This window comes from Klebsiella sp. w6, from assembly GCF_033100215.1.
In the GTDB taxonomy this organism is placed as follows: domain Bacteria; phylum Pseudomonadota; class Gammaproteobacteria; order Enterobacterales; family Enterobacteriaceae; genus Klebsiella; species Klebsiella variicola.
Genome location: NZ_CP136907.1, coordinates 4981451 through 4997232 on the forward strand (window position 1 = coordinate 4981451; position 15782 = coordinate 4997232).

16 protein-coding genes are annotated in these 15782 nt (G+C 58.5%); 11 read left to right on the forward strand and 5 right to left on the reverse strand.

Features of this window, described 5'->3' with window-relative positions:
* The first annotated feature begins 170 nt into the window (after window positions 1–170).
* Together R0140_RS24285 and R0140_RS24290 are read left to right on the forward strand one after the other, a co-directional pair.
* Window positions 171–992, forward strand: a complete 822-nt coding sequence (locus R0140_RS24285) for a TIM barrel protein (RefSeq protein WP_044612644.1) — start codon at window positions 171–173, stop codon at window positions 990–992.
* 98 nt (window positions 993–1090) lie between these two features.
* Window positions 1091–2593 (forward strand): helicase HerA-like C-terminal domain-containing protein, encoded by a 1503-nt coding sequence (locus R0140_RS24290; RefSeq protein WP_008807119.1) that lies wholly within the window; start codon window positions 1091–1093, stop codon window positions 2591–2593.
* A 51-nt stretch (window positions 2594–2644) separates the two neighbouring features.
* Here the strand turns inward: R0140_RS24290 and lptG are convergent, their stop codons facing one another.
* Window positions 2645–3727 (reverse strand): LPS export ABC transporter permease LptG, encoded by a 1083-nt coding sequence (gene lptG / locus R0140_RS24295; RefSeq protein WP_008807120.1) that lies wholly within the window; start codon window positions 3725–3727, stop codon window positions 2645–2647.
* Window positions 3727–4824, reverse strand: coding sequence for an LPS export ABC transporter permease LptF (gene lptF / locus R0140_RS24300; protein ID WP_172491471.1), 1098 nt, complete (start codon window positions 4822–4824; stop codon window positions 3727–3729). The genes lptG and lptF overlap by 1 nt, the downstream gene beginning before the upstream one ends.
* A gap of 389 nt (window positions 4825–5213) precedes the next feature.
* Between lptF and pepA the strand changes: the two genes are divergently transcribed.
* From pepA to R0140_RS24320, 4 genes are all read left to right on the forward strand, one after another.
* The gene (pepA, locus tag R0140_RS24305; RefSeq protein WP_008807121.1) at window positions 5214–6725 is read left to right on the forward strand and encodes a leucyl aminopeptidase; all 1512 of its coding nucleotides are present in this window, start codon (window positions 5214–5216) and stop codon (window positions 6723–6725) included.
* Between the two features lie 121 nt (window positions 6726–6846).
* Window positions 6847–7290 (forward strand): DNA polymerase III subunit chi, encoded by a 444-nt coding sequence (gene holC / locus R0140_RS24310; RefSeq protein ID WP_008807122.1) that lies wholly within the window; start codon window positions 6847–6849, stop codon window positions 7288–7290.
* Window positions 7290–10145, forward strand: coding sequence for a valine--tRNA ligase (locus tag R0140_RS24315; RefSeq protein WP_064171396.1), 2856 nt, complete (start codon window positions 7290–7292; stop codon window positions 10143–10145). Before holC ends, R0140_RS24315 begins: the two co-directional genes overlap by 1 nt.
* A gap of 121 nt (window positions 10146–10266) precedes the next feature.
* Window positions 10267–10770 (forward strand): GNAT family N-acetyltransferase, encoded by a 504-nt coding sequence (locus R0140_RS24320; protein ID WP_008807124.1) that lies wholly within the window; start codon window positions 10267–10269, stop codon window positions 10768–10770.
* A 258-nt stretch (window positions 10771–11028) separates the two neighbouring features.
* Here R0140_RS24320 and miaE read toward each other — a convergent pair whose 3' ends face one another.
* Both miaE and rraB read right to left on the reverse strand, forming a co-directional pair.
* On the reverse strand, window positions 11029–11793 hold the full coding sequence (gene miaE / locus R0140_RS24325) for a tRNA isopentenyl-2-thiomethyl-A-37 hydroxylase MiaE (RefSeq protein WP_008807125.1): 765 nt from the start codon (window positions 11791–11793) through the stop codon (window positions 11029–11031).
* Window positions 11794–11842: 49 nt separating this feature from the next.
* The gene (rraB, locus tag R0140_RS24330; RefSeq protein WP_008807126.1) at window positions 11843–12265 is read right to left on the reverse strand and encodes a ribonuclease E inhibitor RraB; all 423 of its coding nucleotides are present in this window, start codon (window positions 12263–12265) and stop codon (window positions 11843–11845) included.
* Window positions 12266–12363: 98 nt separating this feature from the next.
* On the opposite strand from rraB, the gene argL reads away from it, so the two are divergent.
* Both argL and argF read left to right on the forward strand, forming a co-directional pair.
* The gene (argL, locus tag R0140_RS27845; protein WP_370736902.1) at window positions 12364–12459 is read left to right on the forward strand and encodes a putative translational regulatory protein ArgL; all 96 of its coding nucleotides are present in this window, start codon (window positions 12364–12366) and stop codon (window positions 12457–12459) included.
* Window positions 12429–13433, forward strand: a complete 1005-nt coding sequence (gene argF / locus R0140_RS24335) for an ornithine carbamoyltransferase (protein ID WP_032741416.1) — start codon at window positions 12429–12431, stop codon at window positions 13431–13433. The genes argL and argF overlap by 31 nt, the downstream gene beginning before the upstream one ends.
* Window positions 13434–13494: 61 nt before the next feature.
* Here argF and R0140_RS24340 read toward each other — a convergent pair whose 3' ends face one another.
* Window positions 13495–13947: a YhcH/YjgK/YiaL family protein gene (locus R0140_RS24340; RefSeq protein WP_032741415.1), complete on the reverse strand. Its 453-nt coding sequence runs from the start codon at window positions 13945–13947 to the stop codon at window positions 13495–13497.
* Between the two features lie 194 nt (window positions 13948–14141).
* Here R0140_RS24340 and R0140_RS24345 point away from each other — a divergent pair, with 194 nt between their 5' ends.
* The 3 genes from R0140_RS24345 to pyrI are packed head-to-tail and all read left to right on the forward strand — an operon-like array spanning window position 14142 to window position 15693.
* A complete protein-coding gene (locus R0140_RS24345; RefSeq protein ID WP_012969080.1) occupies window positions 14142–14246 on the forward strand; it encodes a pyrBI operon leader peptide in 105 nt (34 codons plus the stop codon).
* A 36-nt stretch (window positions 14247–14282) separates the two neighbouring features.
* Window positions 14283–15218, forward strand: a complete 936-nt coding sequence (gene pyrB, locus R0140_RS24350) for an aspartate carbamoyltransferase (RefSeq protein ID WP_004206522.1) — start codon at window positions 14283–14285, stop codon at window positions 15216–15218.
* 13 nt (window positions 15219–15231) lie between these two features.
* A complete protein-coding gene (gene pyrI, locus R0140_RS24355; RefSeq protein ID WP_002886927.1) occupies window positions 15232–15693 on the forward strand; it encodes an aspartate carbamoyltransferase regulatory subunit in 462 nt (153 codons plus the stop codon).
* Window positions 15694–15782 lie beyond the last annotated feature (89 nt).

Sequence of the window (15782 nt, forward strand, 5' to 3'; positions counted from 1 at the left end):
TGTCTCTCGACGCCAGGCTTCCCGCCGCTGTCGCCTCCGTAGTCGGGGCCAGTGATATTTTGCGAGACAGTTCAAACATTCATCATTTCCATTCTTGCTAATTTTGGAATAAACGTTTTGACTGTTAGCCAATTGAACGAACCTACCCCCTCTTCCGTCAGGAGTGTCCTATGGCCATCGCAATGCAACGTTTTTGTATTAACCGCAAAATCGCGCCAGCGCTCAGCATTGAAGCGTTTTTCCGTCTGGTGAACCGTCTGGGCCTGAATAAGGTTGAGCTACGCAACGATTTACCCAGCGGAAAAGTGACCGACGATCTGAGCCATCAGCAGGTGCGCGAGCTGGCGGCGCGCTACCACATCGAGATCCTGACGATTAACGCAGTCTACCCCTTTAACCGTCGTAGCGAAGAGGTGCGGCAGTTGACCGAATCGCTGCTGAAAGAGGCCCAGGCCATCGGCGCCAAATCGCTGGTACTCTGTCCGCTCAACGACGGCAGCGAAGTGCCGGCCAGCGAAACCCTGAGCGCCCTGCGCGATCTGTCGCCGCTGTTTGCGTTCTATGGCATCCACGGTCTGGTGGAGCCGCTGGGCTTCCCACAAAGCTCGCTGCGCTCTGCGCACCAGGCGCAGACGCTGATCCATGACGCCCGCGTGCCGTTTAAGCTGCTGATCGACACCTTCCATCACCATCTCTACCCCCAGGCGGCGGACGAGTTCAGCCAGGTGGAGGTGGCGGACATCGGTCTGGTGCACCTTTCCGGGGTGGACGATACCCGTCCGCGCGAGCAGCTCACCGATGCCGAGCGCATCATGCTAACCCCGCAGGATCGTCTCGGCACCTGCGAGCAGGTTAAAGCGCTGGAAGCCCGCGGCTATCAAGGGGTATACGCTTTTGAGCCCTTCGCGCCCGAACTGGCGCAGTGGAGCGAAGCGGATATCGAGCGCGAAATTGAGCAGAGCATCGCGCTTATCCAGCGCCACTGCGCCTGAAGCCTGCTCTGGACAGCATGCGCGGCACGTGACAATTTCCCCAACGCCGGACGACGAGGTTGCCTATAATCGTCGCAGGATAAATGGAGGAATCGATCATGAGCTCACCCTTGTTGATTGCGCGCACGCTGGATAACGCGCTGTATTTGCTGCCCGCGATGGCCAACCGCCATGGGCTGATCACCGGTGCGACCGGCACCGGTAAAACCGTCACCCTGCAAAAGCTGGCTGAGTCGTTCTCGGAGATTGGCGTCCCGGTATTTATGGCGGACGTCAAGGGCGACCTGACCGGCATTGCCGCCGCGGGGCAGAGCTCAGAGAAACTGCAGGCGCGGCTGGAGAAGATCGGCGTCAGCGACTGGGAGCCGCACGCCAACCCGGTGGTGCTCTGGGATATCTTTGGCGAGAAGGGTCACCCGGTTCGGGCGACGGTCTCCGATCTTGGCCCTCTGCTGCTGGCGCGCCTGCTCAATCTCAACGAGGTGCAGAGCGGCGTGCTGAACATTATTTTTCGCATCGCGGACGACCGCGGCCTGCTGCTGCTCGACTTCAAAGACCTCCGCGCCATCACCCAGTTTATCGGCGACAACGCCAAAGCGTTCCAGAATCAGTACGGCAATATCAGCAGCGCCTCGATCGGCGCCATCCAGCGCGGGCTGTTAACCCTGGAGCAGCAGGGCGCCGAGCACTTCTTCGGCGAGCCGATGCTGGATATTGCCGACTGGATGCGCGTCGATGCCAGTGGTAAAGGGGTGATCAATATCCTCAGCGCCGAAAAACTCTACCAGATGCCGAAGCTCTATGCCGCCAGCCTGCTGTGGATGCTCTCCGAACTCTACGAGCGCCTGCCGGAAGCTGGCGACCTCGAAAAACCGAAGCTGGTGTTCTTCTTCGATGAGGCGCATCTGCTGTTCAACGACGCGCCGCAGGTACTGCTGGATAAAATCGAACAGGTGATCCGCCTCATCCGCTCCAAGGGCGTCGGCGTCTATTTCGTTTCGCAGAACCCGGCGGATATTCCCGACGCCGTGCTCGGCCAGCTGGGCAACCGCGTGCAGCATGCCCTGCGCGCCTTTACGCCGAAGGACCAGAAGGCGGTGAAAACCGCCGCCCAGACCATGCGCGCCAATCCGGCCTTCAGTACCGAGCAGGCGATCCAGGAGCTGGGCACCGGCGAGGCGCTGATCTCCTTCCTCGATGAGAAAGGCAGTCCGTCGGTGGTCGAGCGGGCGATGGTTATCGCCCCCTGCTCGCGAATGGGTCCGGTCAGCGATGACGAGCGCAATGGCCTGCTGAATCACTCGCCGCTGTACGGCAAGTATGAGGAGGAGGTGGACCGCGAGTCGGCCTTTGAGATGCTGCAGCAAGGGGTGCAGGTCGCCACCGGGCAGCAGTCGGCTCCGCCGGCGAAGGGCCAGCAGAGCGGCGATGACGATGGGCTACTCGGCGGCCTGAAAGATATTCTGTTCGGCAGCACCGGCCCGCGCGGCGGCAAACGCGACGGTATCGTGCAGACCGCGGCGAAAAGCGCGGTTCGCCAGGTCACCAATCAGATCGTCCGCGGCATGCTGGGCAGCCTGCTGGGCGGACGCAAGCGCTAAAAAAAAGCCCCCTCATCGTTGAGGGGGCTTATACGTTCCGGGCTTCACCCGCTAGGCCTTGCGCATCATCAGCCAGAGGCTTATCAGGAAGAAGCTGGCGCTCGGCAACAGCGCGCCGATGATCGGCGGGATGCCGTAGACCAGGGTCAGCGGGCCGAAAATCTGATCCAGTACGTAGAAGATAAAGCCGAAGCTAATCCCCGTCACCACCCGCACGCCCATCGGCACGCTACGCAGCGGACCAAAGATAAACGACAGCGCCATCAGCATCATCACCGCCACCGACAGCGGCTGGAAGATTTTGCTCCACATATTGAGCTGGTAGCGTCCCGGATCCTGGCCGCTGGACTTCAGGTATTTCACATAGTTGTGCAGACCGCTGATCGACAGCGCATCCGGATCCAGGGCAACCACGCCGAGCTTATCCGGCGTGAGGTTGGTTTTCCAGGTGCCGCTCACCATCTGCGACCCGGTCACCTGCTTTGGATCGGTCAGGTTGGATTCATCCACCTGCGACAGGCGCCACACTTTATTTTCACTATCGAACTTTGCCGAGGCGGCATAGCGCACCGACTCCAAACGACGCTCCGGATTGAAGGCATAGATGCTGACGCCCCCCAGCTCATCGTTGCCTTTCACGCGTTCGATATAGACAAAGTTGTGGCCATCTTTCGCCCACAGCCCTTGCTGAGTCGACAGCAGCGAACCGCCGTACATCTGCTGGGCGCGGTAGTTGCGCGCCATTTGCTCGCCCTGGGGCGCCACCCACTCGCCGATCGCCATGGTCAGCAGCACCAGCGGGATCGCAGTTTTCATTACCGCCAGCGCCACCTGCAGCCGGGTGAAACCGGATGCCTGCATCACCACCAGCTCGCTGCGTTGGGCCAGCATCCCCAGCCCCAGCAGTGCGCCAAGCAGCGCCGCCATCGGGAAGAAGATCTGGATGTCCTTCGGCACGCTGAGGATGGTGTAGAGACCAGCGCCCAGCGCATCATAACTACCCTGCCCGGACTTTTTCAGCTGATCGACAAACTTGATAATGCCGGAGAGCGACACCAGCATGAACAGGGTCATCATGATGGTGTTGAAAATCGTCTTACCGATATAACGGTCAAGTACGCCAAACGCCTGCATCAGGACGCTCCTTTATTAAAACGGGCGCGGAAGCGGCGCATCGGCACCGTGTCCCACAGGTTTAACAGCACCGCCAGCGCAAAATAGAGCAGGTTAATCGCCCACATCCAGATAGCCGGGTCCATTTTGCCTTTGCCGCCGTTCGACTTAATCGACGTTTGCAGCAGGAAGAACACCAGGTAGAGCAGCATCGCCGGCAGCATCGACAGCACGCGCCCCTGACGCGGGTTCACCACGCTGAGCGGCACCACCATCAGCGCCATAATGAAGACGGTCGCCACCAGCGTGAAGCGCCAGTGCAGTTCGGCACGCGCGCGGTCGGTATGGGTCTGCCACAGAGTGCGCATATCCATCTGTTCGGTGTCGTCCGGATCGGAGGTCACTGCCTGGTGGCCGATAATGGCCTGATAGTTATTGAAGTCGGTAATGCGGAAATCGCGCAGCATCGCGGTGCCTTCAAAGCGGGTGCCCTTGTTGAGGGTCACCACCTGCGAGCCGTCTTTCTGCTGCGACAGCTCGCCGGAATCCGCCACCACCACCGAGGGGCGCGCATTGCCTTTCGGACGCAGCTGGGCAAGGAAGACGTCATGGAAGCGGTTGCCGTTGACGCTCTCGATAAACATCACCGCGTTACCATCGCTGGCCTGCTGGAACTGGCCCTGGGCCAGCGCCGCCATGCCGGGGTTGGCTTTGGCTTCGGCCAGCACTTCGTCCTGATGGCGCGACGACCACGGCCCCGCCCACATGACGTTGACCGCCGCCACCGCGCCGGTGAACAGCGCGAGGATCATCGCCGCCTTGATCAGCACGGCTTTGCTCAGACCGCAAGCGTGCATCACCGTAATTTCACTTTCGGTGTACAGCTTGCCCAGGGTCATTAGCAGGCCAAGGAACAAACTTAACGGCAGGATAAGCTGCGCCATCTCCGGGATGCCGAGCCCCAACAGCGAGAGCACCAGATTGGTTGGGATATCGCCATCCACCGCGGCGCCGAGGATCCTGACTAATTTCTGACAAAAGAAAATCAGTAACAGGATGAATAGGATCGCCAACTGGCTTTTCAGCGTCTCACGAACCAGATATCTTATGATTATCACTATAAATACGCCCGTAAAAACCCGTTTTATTGCAGGAAAATTGCTTGTTTCATGGCTTAAACGTCATTTATTCTCTTTGGTCGTTGAAAACATCGCTAAGATTAAATGACTCATCGGTTCTGCATGTCAGGATCTTTTCTGACGAACCCAGGCCTTAATAACGTTAAGATTAACACGAAGTCACCGCAACAGCGGACATGAGTTACGAAAGCTTGCAATTATATACTCAATGGATTTCGAGTTGTAAGAAGGCAGCAGGGCTGTGACCCCTGGCGCGCGCGTTAGGCCCGCATCAGGTAAGCAGGCGCAGCCGGCGCATCTGCAACTTGAAAGGCGACGAGTATAGCCGTAGCCACCACTGTTGTCTTTAAGATTCAGGAGCATAGTGCATGGAGTTCAGTGTAAAAAGCGGTAGCCCGGAGAAGCAACGGAGCGCCTGTATCGTGGTCGGCGTCTTTGAACCACGTCGCCTCTCCCCCATCGCCGAACAACTCGATAAAATCAGCGACGGCTACATCAGCGCCCTGCTGCGTCGCGGCGAGCTGGAAGGCAAACCTGGCCAGACGTTATTGCTGCACCATGTGCCAAACATTCTGTCTGAGCGCATTCTGCTGATTGGCTGCGGCAAAGAGCGCGAGCTGGATGAACGTCAGTATAAGCAGGTCATCCAGAAAACCATCAATACCCTGAATGATACCGGTTCAATGGAAGCCGTCTGCTTCCTGACCGAGCTGCACGTCAAGGGCCGCAACAACTACTGGAAAGTTCGCCAGGCCGTTGAAACCGCCAAAGAGACGCTGTACAGCTTCGATCAGTTGAAGACCAACAAAAGCGAGCCGCGTCGCCCGCTGCGTAAAATGGTCTTTAACGTGCCGACCCGTCGCGAGCTGACCAGCGGCGAACGCGCCATTCAGCATGGCCTGGCGATCGCCGCCGGCATCAAAGCGGCGAAAGATCTTGGCAACATGCCGCCGAACATCTGTAACGCCGCCTATCTGGCTTCCCAGGCGCGTCAGCTGGCCGATACCTACAGCAAGAACGTCATTACCCGCGTGATCGGCGAACAGCAGATGCGCGAGCTGGGGATGAACTCCTATCTCGCCGTCGGCAACGGCTCGCAGAACGAGTCGCTGATGTCGGTCATCGAGTATAAAGGCAACCCGTCTGAGGACGCGCGCCCTATCGTGCTGGTCGGTAAAGGCCTGACCTTCGACTCCGGCGGTATCTCCATCAAGCCTGCCGAAGGCATGGACGAGATGAAGTACGACATGTGCGGCGCCGCGGCGGTGTACGGTGTGATGCGGATGGTTGCCGAGCTGCAGCTGCCGCTGAACGTCATCGGCGTGCTGGCGGGCTGTGAAAACATGCCTGGCGGTCGCGCCTATCGTCCGGGTGACGTCCTGACCACCATGTCCGGTCAGACGGTGGAAGTCCTGAACACCGACGCCGAAGGCCGCCTGGTGCTGTGCGACGTCCTGACCTACGTTGAGCGTTTCGAACCGGAAGCGGTTATCGACGTCGCGACGCTGACCGGCGCCTGCGTGATTGCCCTCGGCCATCACATCACCGGCCTGATGTCGAACCATAACCCGCTGGCTCATGAGCTGATCGGCGCCTCCGAACTGGCGGGCGACCGCGCCTGGCGTCTGCCGCTGGCCGACGAGTTCCAGGATCAGCTGGAGTCCAACTTTGCCGATATGGCGAACATCGGCGGCCGTCCTGGCGGCGCAATTACCGCCGGCTGCTTCCTGTCGCGCTTTACCCGTAAGTACAACTGGGCGCACCTCGACATCGCCGGTACCGCCTGGCGTTCCGGTAAGGCCAAAGGCGCCACCGGTCGTCCGGTCGCCCTGCTGTCGCAGTTCCTGCTCAATCGTGCGGGTTTTAACGGCGAAGAGTGATTGCCGTCTGATGCCCGGTGGCGCTACGCTTACCGGGCCTACGGAAAGATGCCGTTTGTAGGCCGGGTAAGCGTAGCGCCACCCGGCTTTGCATTTAAATCCACGACAAGAAGCCCCATATATGAAGAATGCAACGTTCTACCTTCTGGACAACGAAAACACCGTCGAAGGCCTGAGCGCCGTCGAGCAGCTGGTGTGTGACATTGCCGCAGAACGTTGGCGCAACGGCAAGCGCGTCCTGATCGCCTGTGAAGATGAGCAGCAGGCGATTCGTCTCGACGAGGCGCTGTGGTCGCGGCCGCCGGAGAGCTTTGTGCCGCATAATCTGGCGGGCGAAGGCCCGAGAGGCGGCGCGCCGGTGGAGATTGCCTGGCCGCAGAAACGCAACAGCAGCCCGCGGGACATTCTGATCAGTCTGCGGCTTAACTTTGCAGATTTTGCCACCGCTTTCACAGAAGTGATAGACTTTGTCCCTTACGAAGAAAATCTGAAACAACTGGCGCGCGAACGCTATAAAGCGTACCGCATGGCTGGTTTCAACCTGAACACGGCAACCTGGAAATAATGGAAAAGACATACAACCCACAAGATATCGAACAGCCGCTTTACGAGCACTGGGAAAAGCAGGGCTATTTCAAACCGAATGGTGATGAAAGCCAGGAGAGCTTCTGCATCATGATCCCGCCGCCGAACGTCACCGGCAGTTTGCATATGGGTCATGCCTTCCAGCAAACCATCATGGATACCATGATTCGCTACCAGCGCATGCAGGGTAAAAACACCCTGTGGCAGGCCGGTACCGACCACGCGGGTATCGCCACCCAGATGGTGGTTGAGCGTAAGATTGCCGCGGAAGAAGGGAAAACCCGTCACGACTACGGCCGCGATGCCTTCATCGACAAAATCTGGCAGTGGAAAGCGGAATCCGGCGGCACCATTACCCGCCAGATGCGCCGCCTCGGCAACTCCGTGGACTGGGAGCGCGAGCGCTTCACCATGGACGAGGGGCTTTCCAATGCCGTGAAAGAAGTCTTTGTTCGCCTGTACAAAGAAGATCTGATTTACCGCGGTAAACGCCTGGTTAACTGGGACCCGAAACTGCGCACCGCCATTTCCGACCTCGAAGTGGAAAACCGCGAATCGAAAGGTTCCATGTGGCACATCCGCTACCCGCTGGCCGATGGCGCGAAAACCGCTGACGGTAAAGATTACCTGGTGGTCGCCACCACCCGTCCGGAAACCCTGCTGGGCGATACCGGTGTGGCCGTCAACCCGGAAGACCCGCGCTACAAAGACCTGATTGGTAAATTCGTGGTGCTGCCGCTGGTTAACCGCCGCATTCCGATTGTTGGCGACGAACACGCCGATATGGAAAAAGGCACCGGCTGCGTGAAAATCACCCCGGCGCACGACTTTAACGACTACGAAGTGGGTCGTCGTCATCAGCTGCCGATGATCAACATCCTGACCTTTGACGGCGACATCCGCGAAAGCGCGGAAGTGTACGACACCAAAGGCAATGAATCCGACGTCTACTCCAGCGAGATCCCGGCGGAGTTCCAGAAACTGGAACGCTTCGCGGCGCGTAAAGCCGTCGTTGCGGCGGTTGACGCCCTCGGCCTGCTGGAAGAGATCAAACCGCACGATCTGACCGTCCCTTACGGCGATCGCGGCGGCGTGGTTATCGAACCGATGCTCACCGACCAGTGGTACGTGCGTGCGGACGTGCTGGCCAAGCCGGCGGTGGAAGCCGTTGAGAATGGCGACATTCAGTTCGTGCCGAAGCAGTACGAAAACATGTACTTCTCCTGGATGCGCGATATTCAGGACTGGTGTATCTCCCGTCAGCTGTGGTGGGGTCACCGCATCCCGGCATGGTATGACAACGACGGCAACGTCTACGTGGGCCGTAGCGAAGACGAAGTGCGTCAGGAAAACAAACTCGGTACGGACGTTGCCCTGCGTCAGGATGAAGACGTTCTCGATACCTGGTTCTCCTCCGCGCTGTGGACCTTCTCCACCCTCGGCTGGCCGGAAAACACCGACGCCCTGCGTCAGTTCCACCCGACCAGCGTGATGGTGTCCGGCTTCGACATCATCTTCTTCTGGATCGCCCGCATGATCATGATGACCATGCACTTCATCAAAGATGAAGACGGCAAGCCGCAGGTACCGTTTAAGACCGTCTACATGACCGGTCTGATCCGCGACGACGAAGGCCAGAAGATGTCCAAATCCAAGGGTAACGTTATCGACCCGCTGGATATGGTTGACGGCATCACCCTGCCGGAGCTGCTGGAGAAACGTACCGGCAACATGATGCAGCCGCAGCTGGCGGAGAAAATCCGCAAGCGTACCGAGAAGCAGTTCCCGAACGGCATTGAGCCGCACGGCACTGACGCCCTGCGCTTTACCCTGGCGGCGCTGGCCTCTACCGGCCGCGACATCAACTGGGATATGAAGCGTCTGGAAGGTTACCGTAACTTCTGTAACAAGCTGTGGAACGCCAGCCGCTTCGTACTGATGAATACCGAAGATCAGGATTGTGGCTTCAACGGCGGCGAAATGGTGCTCTCCCTGGCCGACCGCTGGATCCTGGCGGAATTCAACCACACCGTGAAAGCGTATCGCGAAGCGCTGGATAACTTCCGCTTCGATATCGCCGCCGGCATCCTGTACGAGTTCACCTGGAACCAGTTCTGCGACTGGTACCTGGAGCTGACCAAGCCGGTGATGAACGGTGGCAGCGAAGCGGAGCTGCGCGGGACTCGCCATACGCTGGTGACCGTGCTGGAAGGTCTGCTGCGCCTGGCGCATCCGATCATTCCGTTCATCACCGAGACCATCTGGCAGCGCGTGAAAGCGATCTGCGGTATCACCGCCGACACCATCATGCTGCAGCCGTTCCCGCAGTACGATGCTTCTCAGGTCGATGAAGCGGCGCTGGCCGATACCGAATGGCTGAAACAGGCGATCGTCGCCGTGCGTAACATCCGTGCGGAAATGAACATCGCCCCGGGCAAACCGCTGGAACTGCTGCTGCGCGGCTGCAGCAAAGAGGCCGAGCGTCGTGTGAACGACAACCGCAGCTTCCTGCTGAACCTGGCGCGTCTGGAAAGCATTACCGTGCTGCCTGCCGATGATAAAGGTCCGGTCTCCGTGACCAAGATTATCGACGGCGCCGAGCTGCTGATCCCGATGGCGGGCCTCATCAATAAAGAAGATGAGCTGGCGCGTCTGGCGAAAGAAGTGGCCAAAATCGAAGGTGAAATTGGCCGCATCGAAAGCAAGCTGTCCAACGAAGGTTTTGTCGCCCGCGCGCCAGAAGCGGTGATCGCTAAAGAGCGCGAGAAGCTGGAAGGCTACGCGGAAGCGAAAGCGAAGCTGATTGAGCAGCAGGCGGTGATCGCCGCGCTGTGATCCTCCCGCCCCTTGCCACCCGGCAAGGGGCGTTTTTTTATGAAACATCCTCGCTTGCGCTTTCCCCTGTCGCGATGTTATTAACATCATCATTCGTCTTTTTTGGGTAATGAGTCATTGTATGAATACGAGCGTCCCCGCGGCGACGTTGCTGCGTCGCATTACGGCGGCAGACAATGCCGCCATCGCCAGGGTCATCCGCCAGGTCTCGGCTGAATATGGCCTCACCGCCGATAAAGGCTATACGGTCGCCGACCCGAATCTCGATGAACTGTATGAGCTGTACAGCCAGCCAGGCTCTGCCTATTGGGTGGTGGAGAAAGAGGGCGAAGTGGTTGGCGGCGGTGGCGTCGCGCCGCTCGCCTGCAGCGAGCCGGATATCTGCGAGCTACAGAAAATGTATTTTATGACCAGCGCGCGCGGTCAGGGGCTGGCGAAGAAGCTGGCGCTGTTGGCGCTGGACTATGCCCGCGAGCAGGGCTTTAAACGCTGCTATCTGGAAACTACCGCCTTCCTGACGGAGGCGATCGGCTTATATGAACATCTCGGCTTCGAGCACATTGACGGGCCGCTGGGTTGCACCGGCCACGTTGACTGTGAAGTGCGGATGCTGAAAACGCTGTAGCGCCTCGATATCGCAGGCGTCCCCGGTAGCGCTACGCTTACCGGGGCTACAGTTCGGTAGCCCGGCTGAGTGTAGCGCAAGCCGGGGGATGTCCCGTGCTCGCGGTGCCGTTTTTTTGTCGGGTGGCGGCTAACGCCTTGCCCGACCTACGGCCCATACCATTGCGAGCTGAAGCTCTCAACGCTATCTCTTTCCCCAGGGCTACTGAAACTGCCAGTGTTAGTGGCTACCGGGGCTGCAGGGCCCGAATACCGAGGGTTACGCCGCCACCGGCACACCGCTGTGAAAGCGGAACTCGGCCTCCGGCCTGAGGATCAGCGCCGCTTCCGCCTCGCCGAGCTGGCGCACCCGCTCGCTAATATCGTCTCCGGCAATCTTCTGCGCCAGATCCAGATAGTCCTGATAGTGACGCGCCTCGGAGCGCAGCAGCGACAGATAAAACTTCTGCAGATCGTCATCCAGCCACGGCGCCAGCGCCGCAAAGCGTTCGCAGGAGCGGGCCTCGATATAAGCGCCGCAGATCAACTTATCGATCAGCATCACCGGCTCGTGCGAACGCACCTCCCGCCGCATGCCACGGGCATAGTTGCTGGCGGTGATTTTGACGTAGGGAATATCACGCGCCAGCATCATCTCCCGCACCTGCCAGAAGTGATGTAGCTCCTCTTTAATCAGCAAAATCATGCTGTCCAGCAACTGGCGGCCCCACGGGTCGTCGGTCTGCGGCATGGCGCTTTTGTTGATCCGCTTATGCAGGGCGACGAAATCCGGCTCCGGCCCCCAGCGGTAGGTGAAGTCTTCATACGGCTTCAGGCAGGCCAGCAGCTCGTCGGCGTCGGCTTTATCCGCGACGTAGCGACGCACCAGCAGCATGGCGTTCTGCGCCGCTTTCAGTTCGCACACCATATGGTCGGTCAGCAGCAGCGGCAGGTTTTCCGGCTTGCGGGCTTCATCAATCCACGCCTGCGGTGTCGGGCAGTGCAGGAAGTTGATAATCGGGGAGAGTATCTGCGGGTAATCCATGGAAGTTCCTTGCTATACGGCGGCAGGCGCCGCCGTATCCATCTGCAGCTTAGTGGCGAACACCATCGTCGTCTTCATCGACAAAATCTTCGTCATCGTCGCCGTCTTCTTCACCGTTCGGGTCCTCATAATAGGTACCCCAACCGTCATACTCGACGTCATATTTTTCTGCCAGCGTCATCAGCTGTTCCACCTGGGCATCGATCAGGTCTGCGTTCAGCGCGCATTCGCTGAGAATATCGCAGCAGATGACCATGTCACCCTCTTCCACTTCCAGCTCTTCGGGCTCGGTCACTTCATAGCCCAGCTTGAACGCTTCCACCGCCACTTTCTCCAGGGTTTCGAAATCGTCTGCAGAGAGGTGATGCTCAATCGTGTACAGTGCGTCCGGATCGCTGCCATCCTCCAGCAGCTCTTCGATAATCAGACGCGTCTCTTCACGCTGTTCTTCCAGGTGTTCCGGGTTTGCCATGGCTCGTTCCTCATAATGTGCGGCAGTTGTCCCTATTGTCACATACCGCCGTCATTGCCTCCACTTCTCAGTGAAAGATTTCGATCACAGACTTGCAAATGAATATTCATACATATAAATTGAATTTTAATTCAATTAGTGGCCTATGCCAGGTGAGGGAACCATGTCTGCGTTTTACCAGAAGCATTTTTTAAAGTTACTCGATTTTACGCCTGCAGAAATCACCGCCCTGCTCGAGCTGGCGGCAAAGCTCAAAGCCGATAAGAAAAACGGTATCGAAGTCCAGAAACTGGCAGGGAAAAACATCGCGCTCATCTTCGAAAAAGACTCAACCCGTACACGATGCTCTTTCGAAGTTGCCGCATACGATCAGGGCGCCCGCGTGACTTATCTGGGGCCAAGCGGCAGCCAGATTGGCCATAAAGAGTCGATCAAGGACACCGCCCGCGTGCTCGGGCGGATGTACGATGGCATTCAGTATCGCGGCCACGGCCAGGAGGTGGTGGAGACCCTGGCGCAATACGCCGGCGTGCCGGTGTGGAACGGCCTCACCAACGAGTTCCACCCCACCCAGTTGCTGGCGGACCTGCTGACCATGAAAGAGCACCTGCCGGGCAAAGCCTTTAACCAGATGACGCTGGTCTACGCCGGCGACGCGCGCAACAACATGGGCAATTCGATGCTGGAAGCCGCAGCGCTGACCGGTCTGGATCTGCGCCTGGTAGCGCCATCGGCCTGCTGGCCGGAGTCTCAGCTGGTGGAGACCTGTACCGCGCTGGCCAAACAGCAGGGCGGCAACATCACCCTGACGGAAGATATCGCCGCGGGGGTGAAAGGCGCCGATTTTATCTATACCGACGTCTGGGTATCGATGGGCGAGGCGAAGGAAAAATGGGCCGAACGTATCGCCCTGCTGCGCGATTATAAGGTTAACAGTGCGATGCTGGCGCTGACCGGCAATCCGCAGGTCAAGTTCCTCCACTGCCTGCCGGCATTCCATGACGACCAGACCACGCTGGGCAAACAGATGGCCGCCGATTACGGCCTGCACGGCGGTATGGAAGTGACTGACGAGGTGTTTGAGTCGGCGGCGAGCGTGGTGTTTGACCAGGCGGAAAACCGGATGCACACCATCAAAGCGGTGATGGTGGCGACGCTGAGCAAGTAGTCCTTCGCGTGTGGCCACATCCCGGATAGCACGGCGCTTATCCGGGATGTGGCTCGCCATTTTACGCCATCAGCATCTTCACTACCGCTTTGCGCACCTTCGCCGGGGCGCCTACGGCGCACAGCGGTTTATGCACTTCGCCGGGATAAAACACCACAAAATCCCCTTCGTTGAGGATCACCGTTTTCTCCTGCTGGCCTTCGGCCAGAAAAGCGATGTCTTTCTCCGCCAGCCACTCGATCTGCGGCTCTCCAGCCGGCAAGGTACTGAAGGTCATCCCCTCGATGCCGCGGAGCACAATCTGAATATCGAGATAGCGGGCATGGTATTCCGCGCGGCGCGCGGCCTGCGGCTCGGTGGTGTCTTCGGAAATCAGATAAAACAGGTTATTGCCGTCGATATCGTGTTTACCCAGCGGCGTCGCCTCGCTGACATGGGCGATGACGTGCTCAATGGCCTCGCGCAGCGCGGCAGGCAGCCATGGCTGCAGATGGTGGATATTGCCAATAATCATCACTTACCTCGAATATAAAACAGCATTTCATTTTATAACTTTATACCCCTATCGCCACTGCCATACCAGTACAGTTTCACCGTTCTTTGCGCTGGCGCACTTTTCTGCAGGCAAACGATTACCTGTTTGTGAATGAATCGCTTGATCGTCATAACGGTCTGCGTATAATGCCAGTCGTTTTGCCGGGAGGAAGCATGGCCAATTGCGTACGACATTCTGTCTTAGCGCGTCTGAACGCAGACGCTGGCCTGGCGTTTTTCTTTCCGTTGCTCATTGGATTCCCGAAGCCCCTTATTTAAGGGGCTTTTTTTTTGCCCAAGCGTCAGGAGATAAGCATGGCTAACCCGCTATATCAAAAACATATCATTTCCATAAACGATCTCAGCCGCGAAGACCTCGAACTGGTGCTGGCGACGGCGGCAAAGCTGAAAGCCAATCCGCAACCCGAGCTGCTGAAGCATAAGGTTATCGCCAGCTGTTTCTTTGAAGCCTCCACCCGTACCCGTCTCTCTTTTGAAACCTCGATGCACCGCCTGGGCGCCAGCGTGGTCGGCTTTTCTGACAGCGCCAATACCTCGCTGGGCAAAAAAGGGGAAACCCTGGCGGATACCATCTCCGTCATCAGCACCTACGTTGACGCCATCGTGATGCGTCATCCGCAGGAGGGCGCCGCGCGCCTGGCGACCGAATTCTCCGGCGGCGTGCCGGTACTGAACGCTGGCGACGGCGCTAACCAGCACCCGACCCAAACCCTGCTCGACCTGTTCACCATTCAGGAGACCCAGGGCCGCCTCGAAAACCTCAACGTGGCGATGGTCGGCGATCTGAAGTATGGCCGTACCGTCCACTCCCTGACCCAGGCGCTGGCCAAATTCAGCGGCAACCGCTTCTACTTTATCGCCCCGGACGCGCTGGCCATGCCGCAGTACATCCTCGATATGCTGGATGAAAAAGGTATCGCCTGGAGCCTGCATAGCGCCATCGACGACGTGATGGCGGAAGTGGATATTCTGTACATGACCCGCGTGCAGAAAGAGCGTCTGGATCCGTCGGAATACGCCAACGTGAAAGCGCAGTTCGTCCTGCGCGCCGCCGACCTCGAAGGGGCGCGCGCCAACATGAAGGTGCTGCACCCGCTGCCGCGCATTGACGAAATCACCACCGATGTCGATAAAACACCGCACGCCTGGTACTTCCAGCAGGCCGGTAACGGCATCTTCGCCCGCCAGGCGTTACTGGCACTGGTACTGAATAGCGAGCTGGCACTGTAAGGGGGAATGAGAGATGACACACGACAATAAACTGCAAGTAGAAGCCATTAAACGCGGCACCGTGATCGACCATATCCCGGCGCAGGTCGGCTTTAAGCTGCTCACCCTGTTCAAACTGACCGAAACCGACCAGCGCATCACCATCGGCCTGAACCTGCCCTCCGGCGAGATGGGCCGCAAGGATTTGATTAAAATCGAGAACACCTTCCTGACCGACGAGCAGGTTAACCAGCTGTCACTGTACGCCCCGCAGGCGACGGTAAACCGCATTGATGATTACGAAGTGGTGGGCAAATCCCGCCCGAGCCTGCCGGATCGCATTGACAGCGTGCTGGTCTGCCCGAACAGCAACTGTATCAGCCACGCCGAACCGGTTTCTTCCAGTTTTGCAGTGAAAAAACGCGCCGATGACATCGCACTCAAATGCAAATACTGTGAAAAAGAGTTTTCTCATTATGTGGTGCTGGCCAACTAAATGCGGTTGGTATTGGTGGTAGGCCTCCCTATAATGGCTACCACCCTACGCTTCGTCCTTCAGGCGGCGTCTGCGCCGGCGGCACAGCG

Bases quoted from the DNA above. Each gene is read 5' to 3' on its own strand.
- R0140_RS24285 (WP_044612644.1), top strand. From the start codon at position 171: ATGGCCATCGCAATGCAACGTTTTTGTATTAACCGCAAAATCGCGCCA.
- R0140_RS24290 (WP_008807119.1), top strand. From the start codon at position 1,091: ATGAGCTCACCCTTGTTGATTGCGCGCACGCTGGATAACGCGCTGTAT.
- lptG (WP_008807120.1), bottom strand. From the start codon at position 3,727: ATGCAGGCGTTTGGCGTACTTGACCGTTATATCGGTAAGACGATTTTC.
- pepA (WP_008807121.1), top strand. From the start codon at position 5,214: ATGGAGTTCAGTGTAAAAAGCGGTAGCCCGGAGAAGCAACGGAGCGCC.
- holC (WP_008807122.1), top strand. From the start codon at position 6,847: ATGAAGAATGCAACGTTCTACCTTCTGGACAACGAAAACACCGTCGAA.
- R0140_RS24315 (WP_064171396.1), top strand. From the start codon at position 7,290: ATGGAAAAGACATACAACCCACAAGATATCGAACAGCCGCTTTACGAG.
- R0140_RS24320 (WP_008807124.1), top strand. From the start codon at position 10,267: ATGAATACGAGCGTCCCCGCGGCGACGTTGCTGCGTCGCATTACGGCG.
- miaE (WP_008807125.1), bottom strand. From the start codon at position 11,793: ATGGATTACCCGCAGATACTCTCCCCGATTATCAACTTCCTGCACTGC.
- rraB (WP_008807126.1), bottom strand. From the start codon at position 12,265: ATGGCAAACCCGGAACACCTGGAAGAACAGCGTGAAGAGACGCGTCTG.
- argL (WP_370736902.1), top strand. From the start codon at position 12,364: ATGAATATTCATACATATAAATTGAATTTTAATTCAATTAGTGGCCTA.
- argF (WP_032741416.1), top strand. From the start codon at position 12,429: ATGTCTGCGTTTTACCAGAAGCATTTTTTAAAGTTACTCGATTTTACG.
- R0140_RS24340 (WP_032741415.1), bottom strand. From the start codon at position 13,947: ATGATTATTGGCAATATCCACCATCTGCAGCCATGGCTGCCTGCCGCG.
- R0140_RS24345 (WP_012969080.1), top strand. From the start codon at position 14,142: ATGGCCAATTGCGTACGACATTCTGTCTTAGCGCGTCTGAACGCAGAC.
- pyrB (WP_004206522.1), top strand. From the start codon at position 14,283: ATGGCTAACCCGCTATATCAAAAACATATCATTTCCATAAACGATCTC.
- pyrI (WP_002886927.1), top strand. From the start codon at position 15,232: ATGACACACGACAATAAACTGCAAGTAGAAGCCATTAAACGCGGCACC.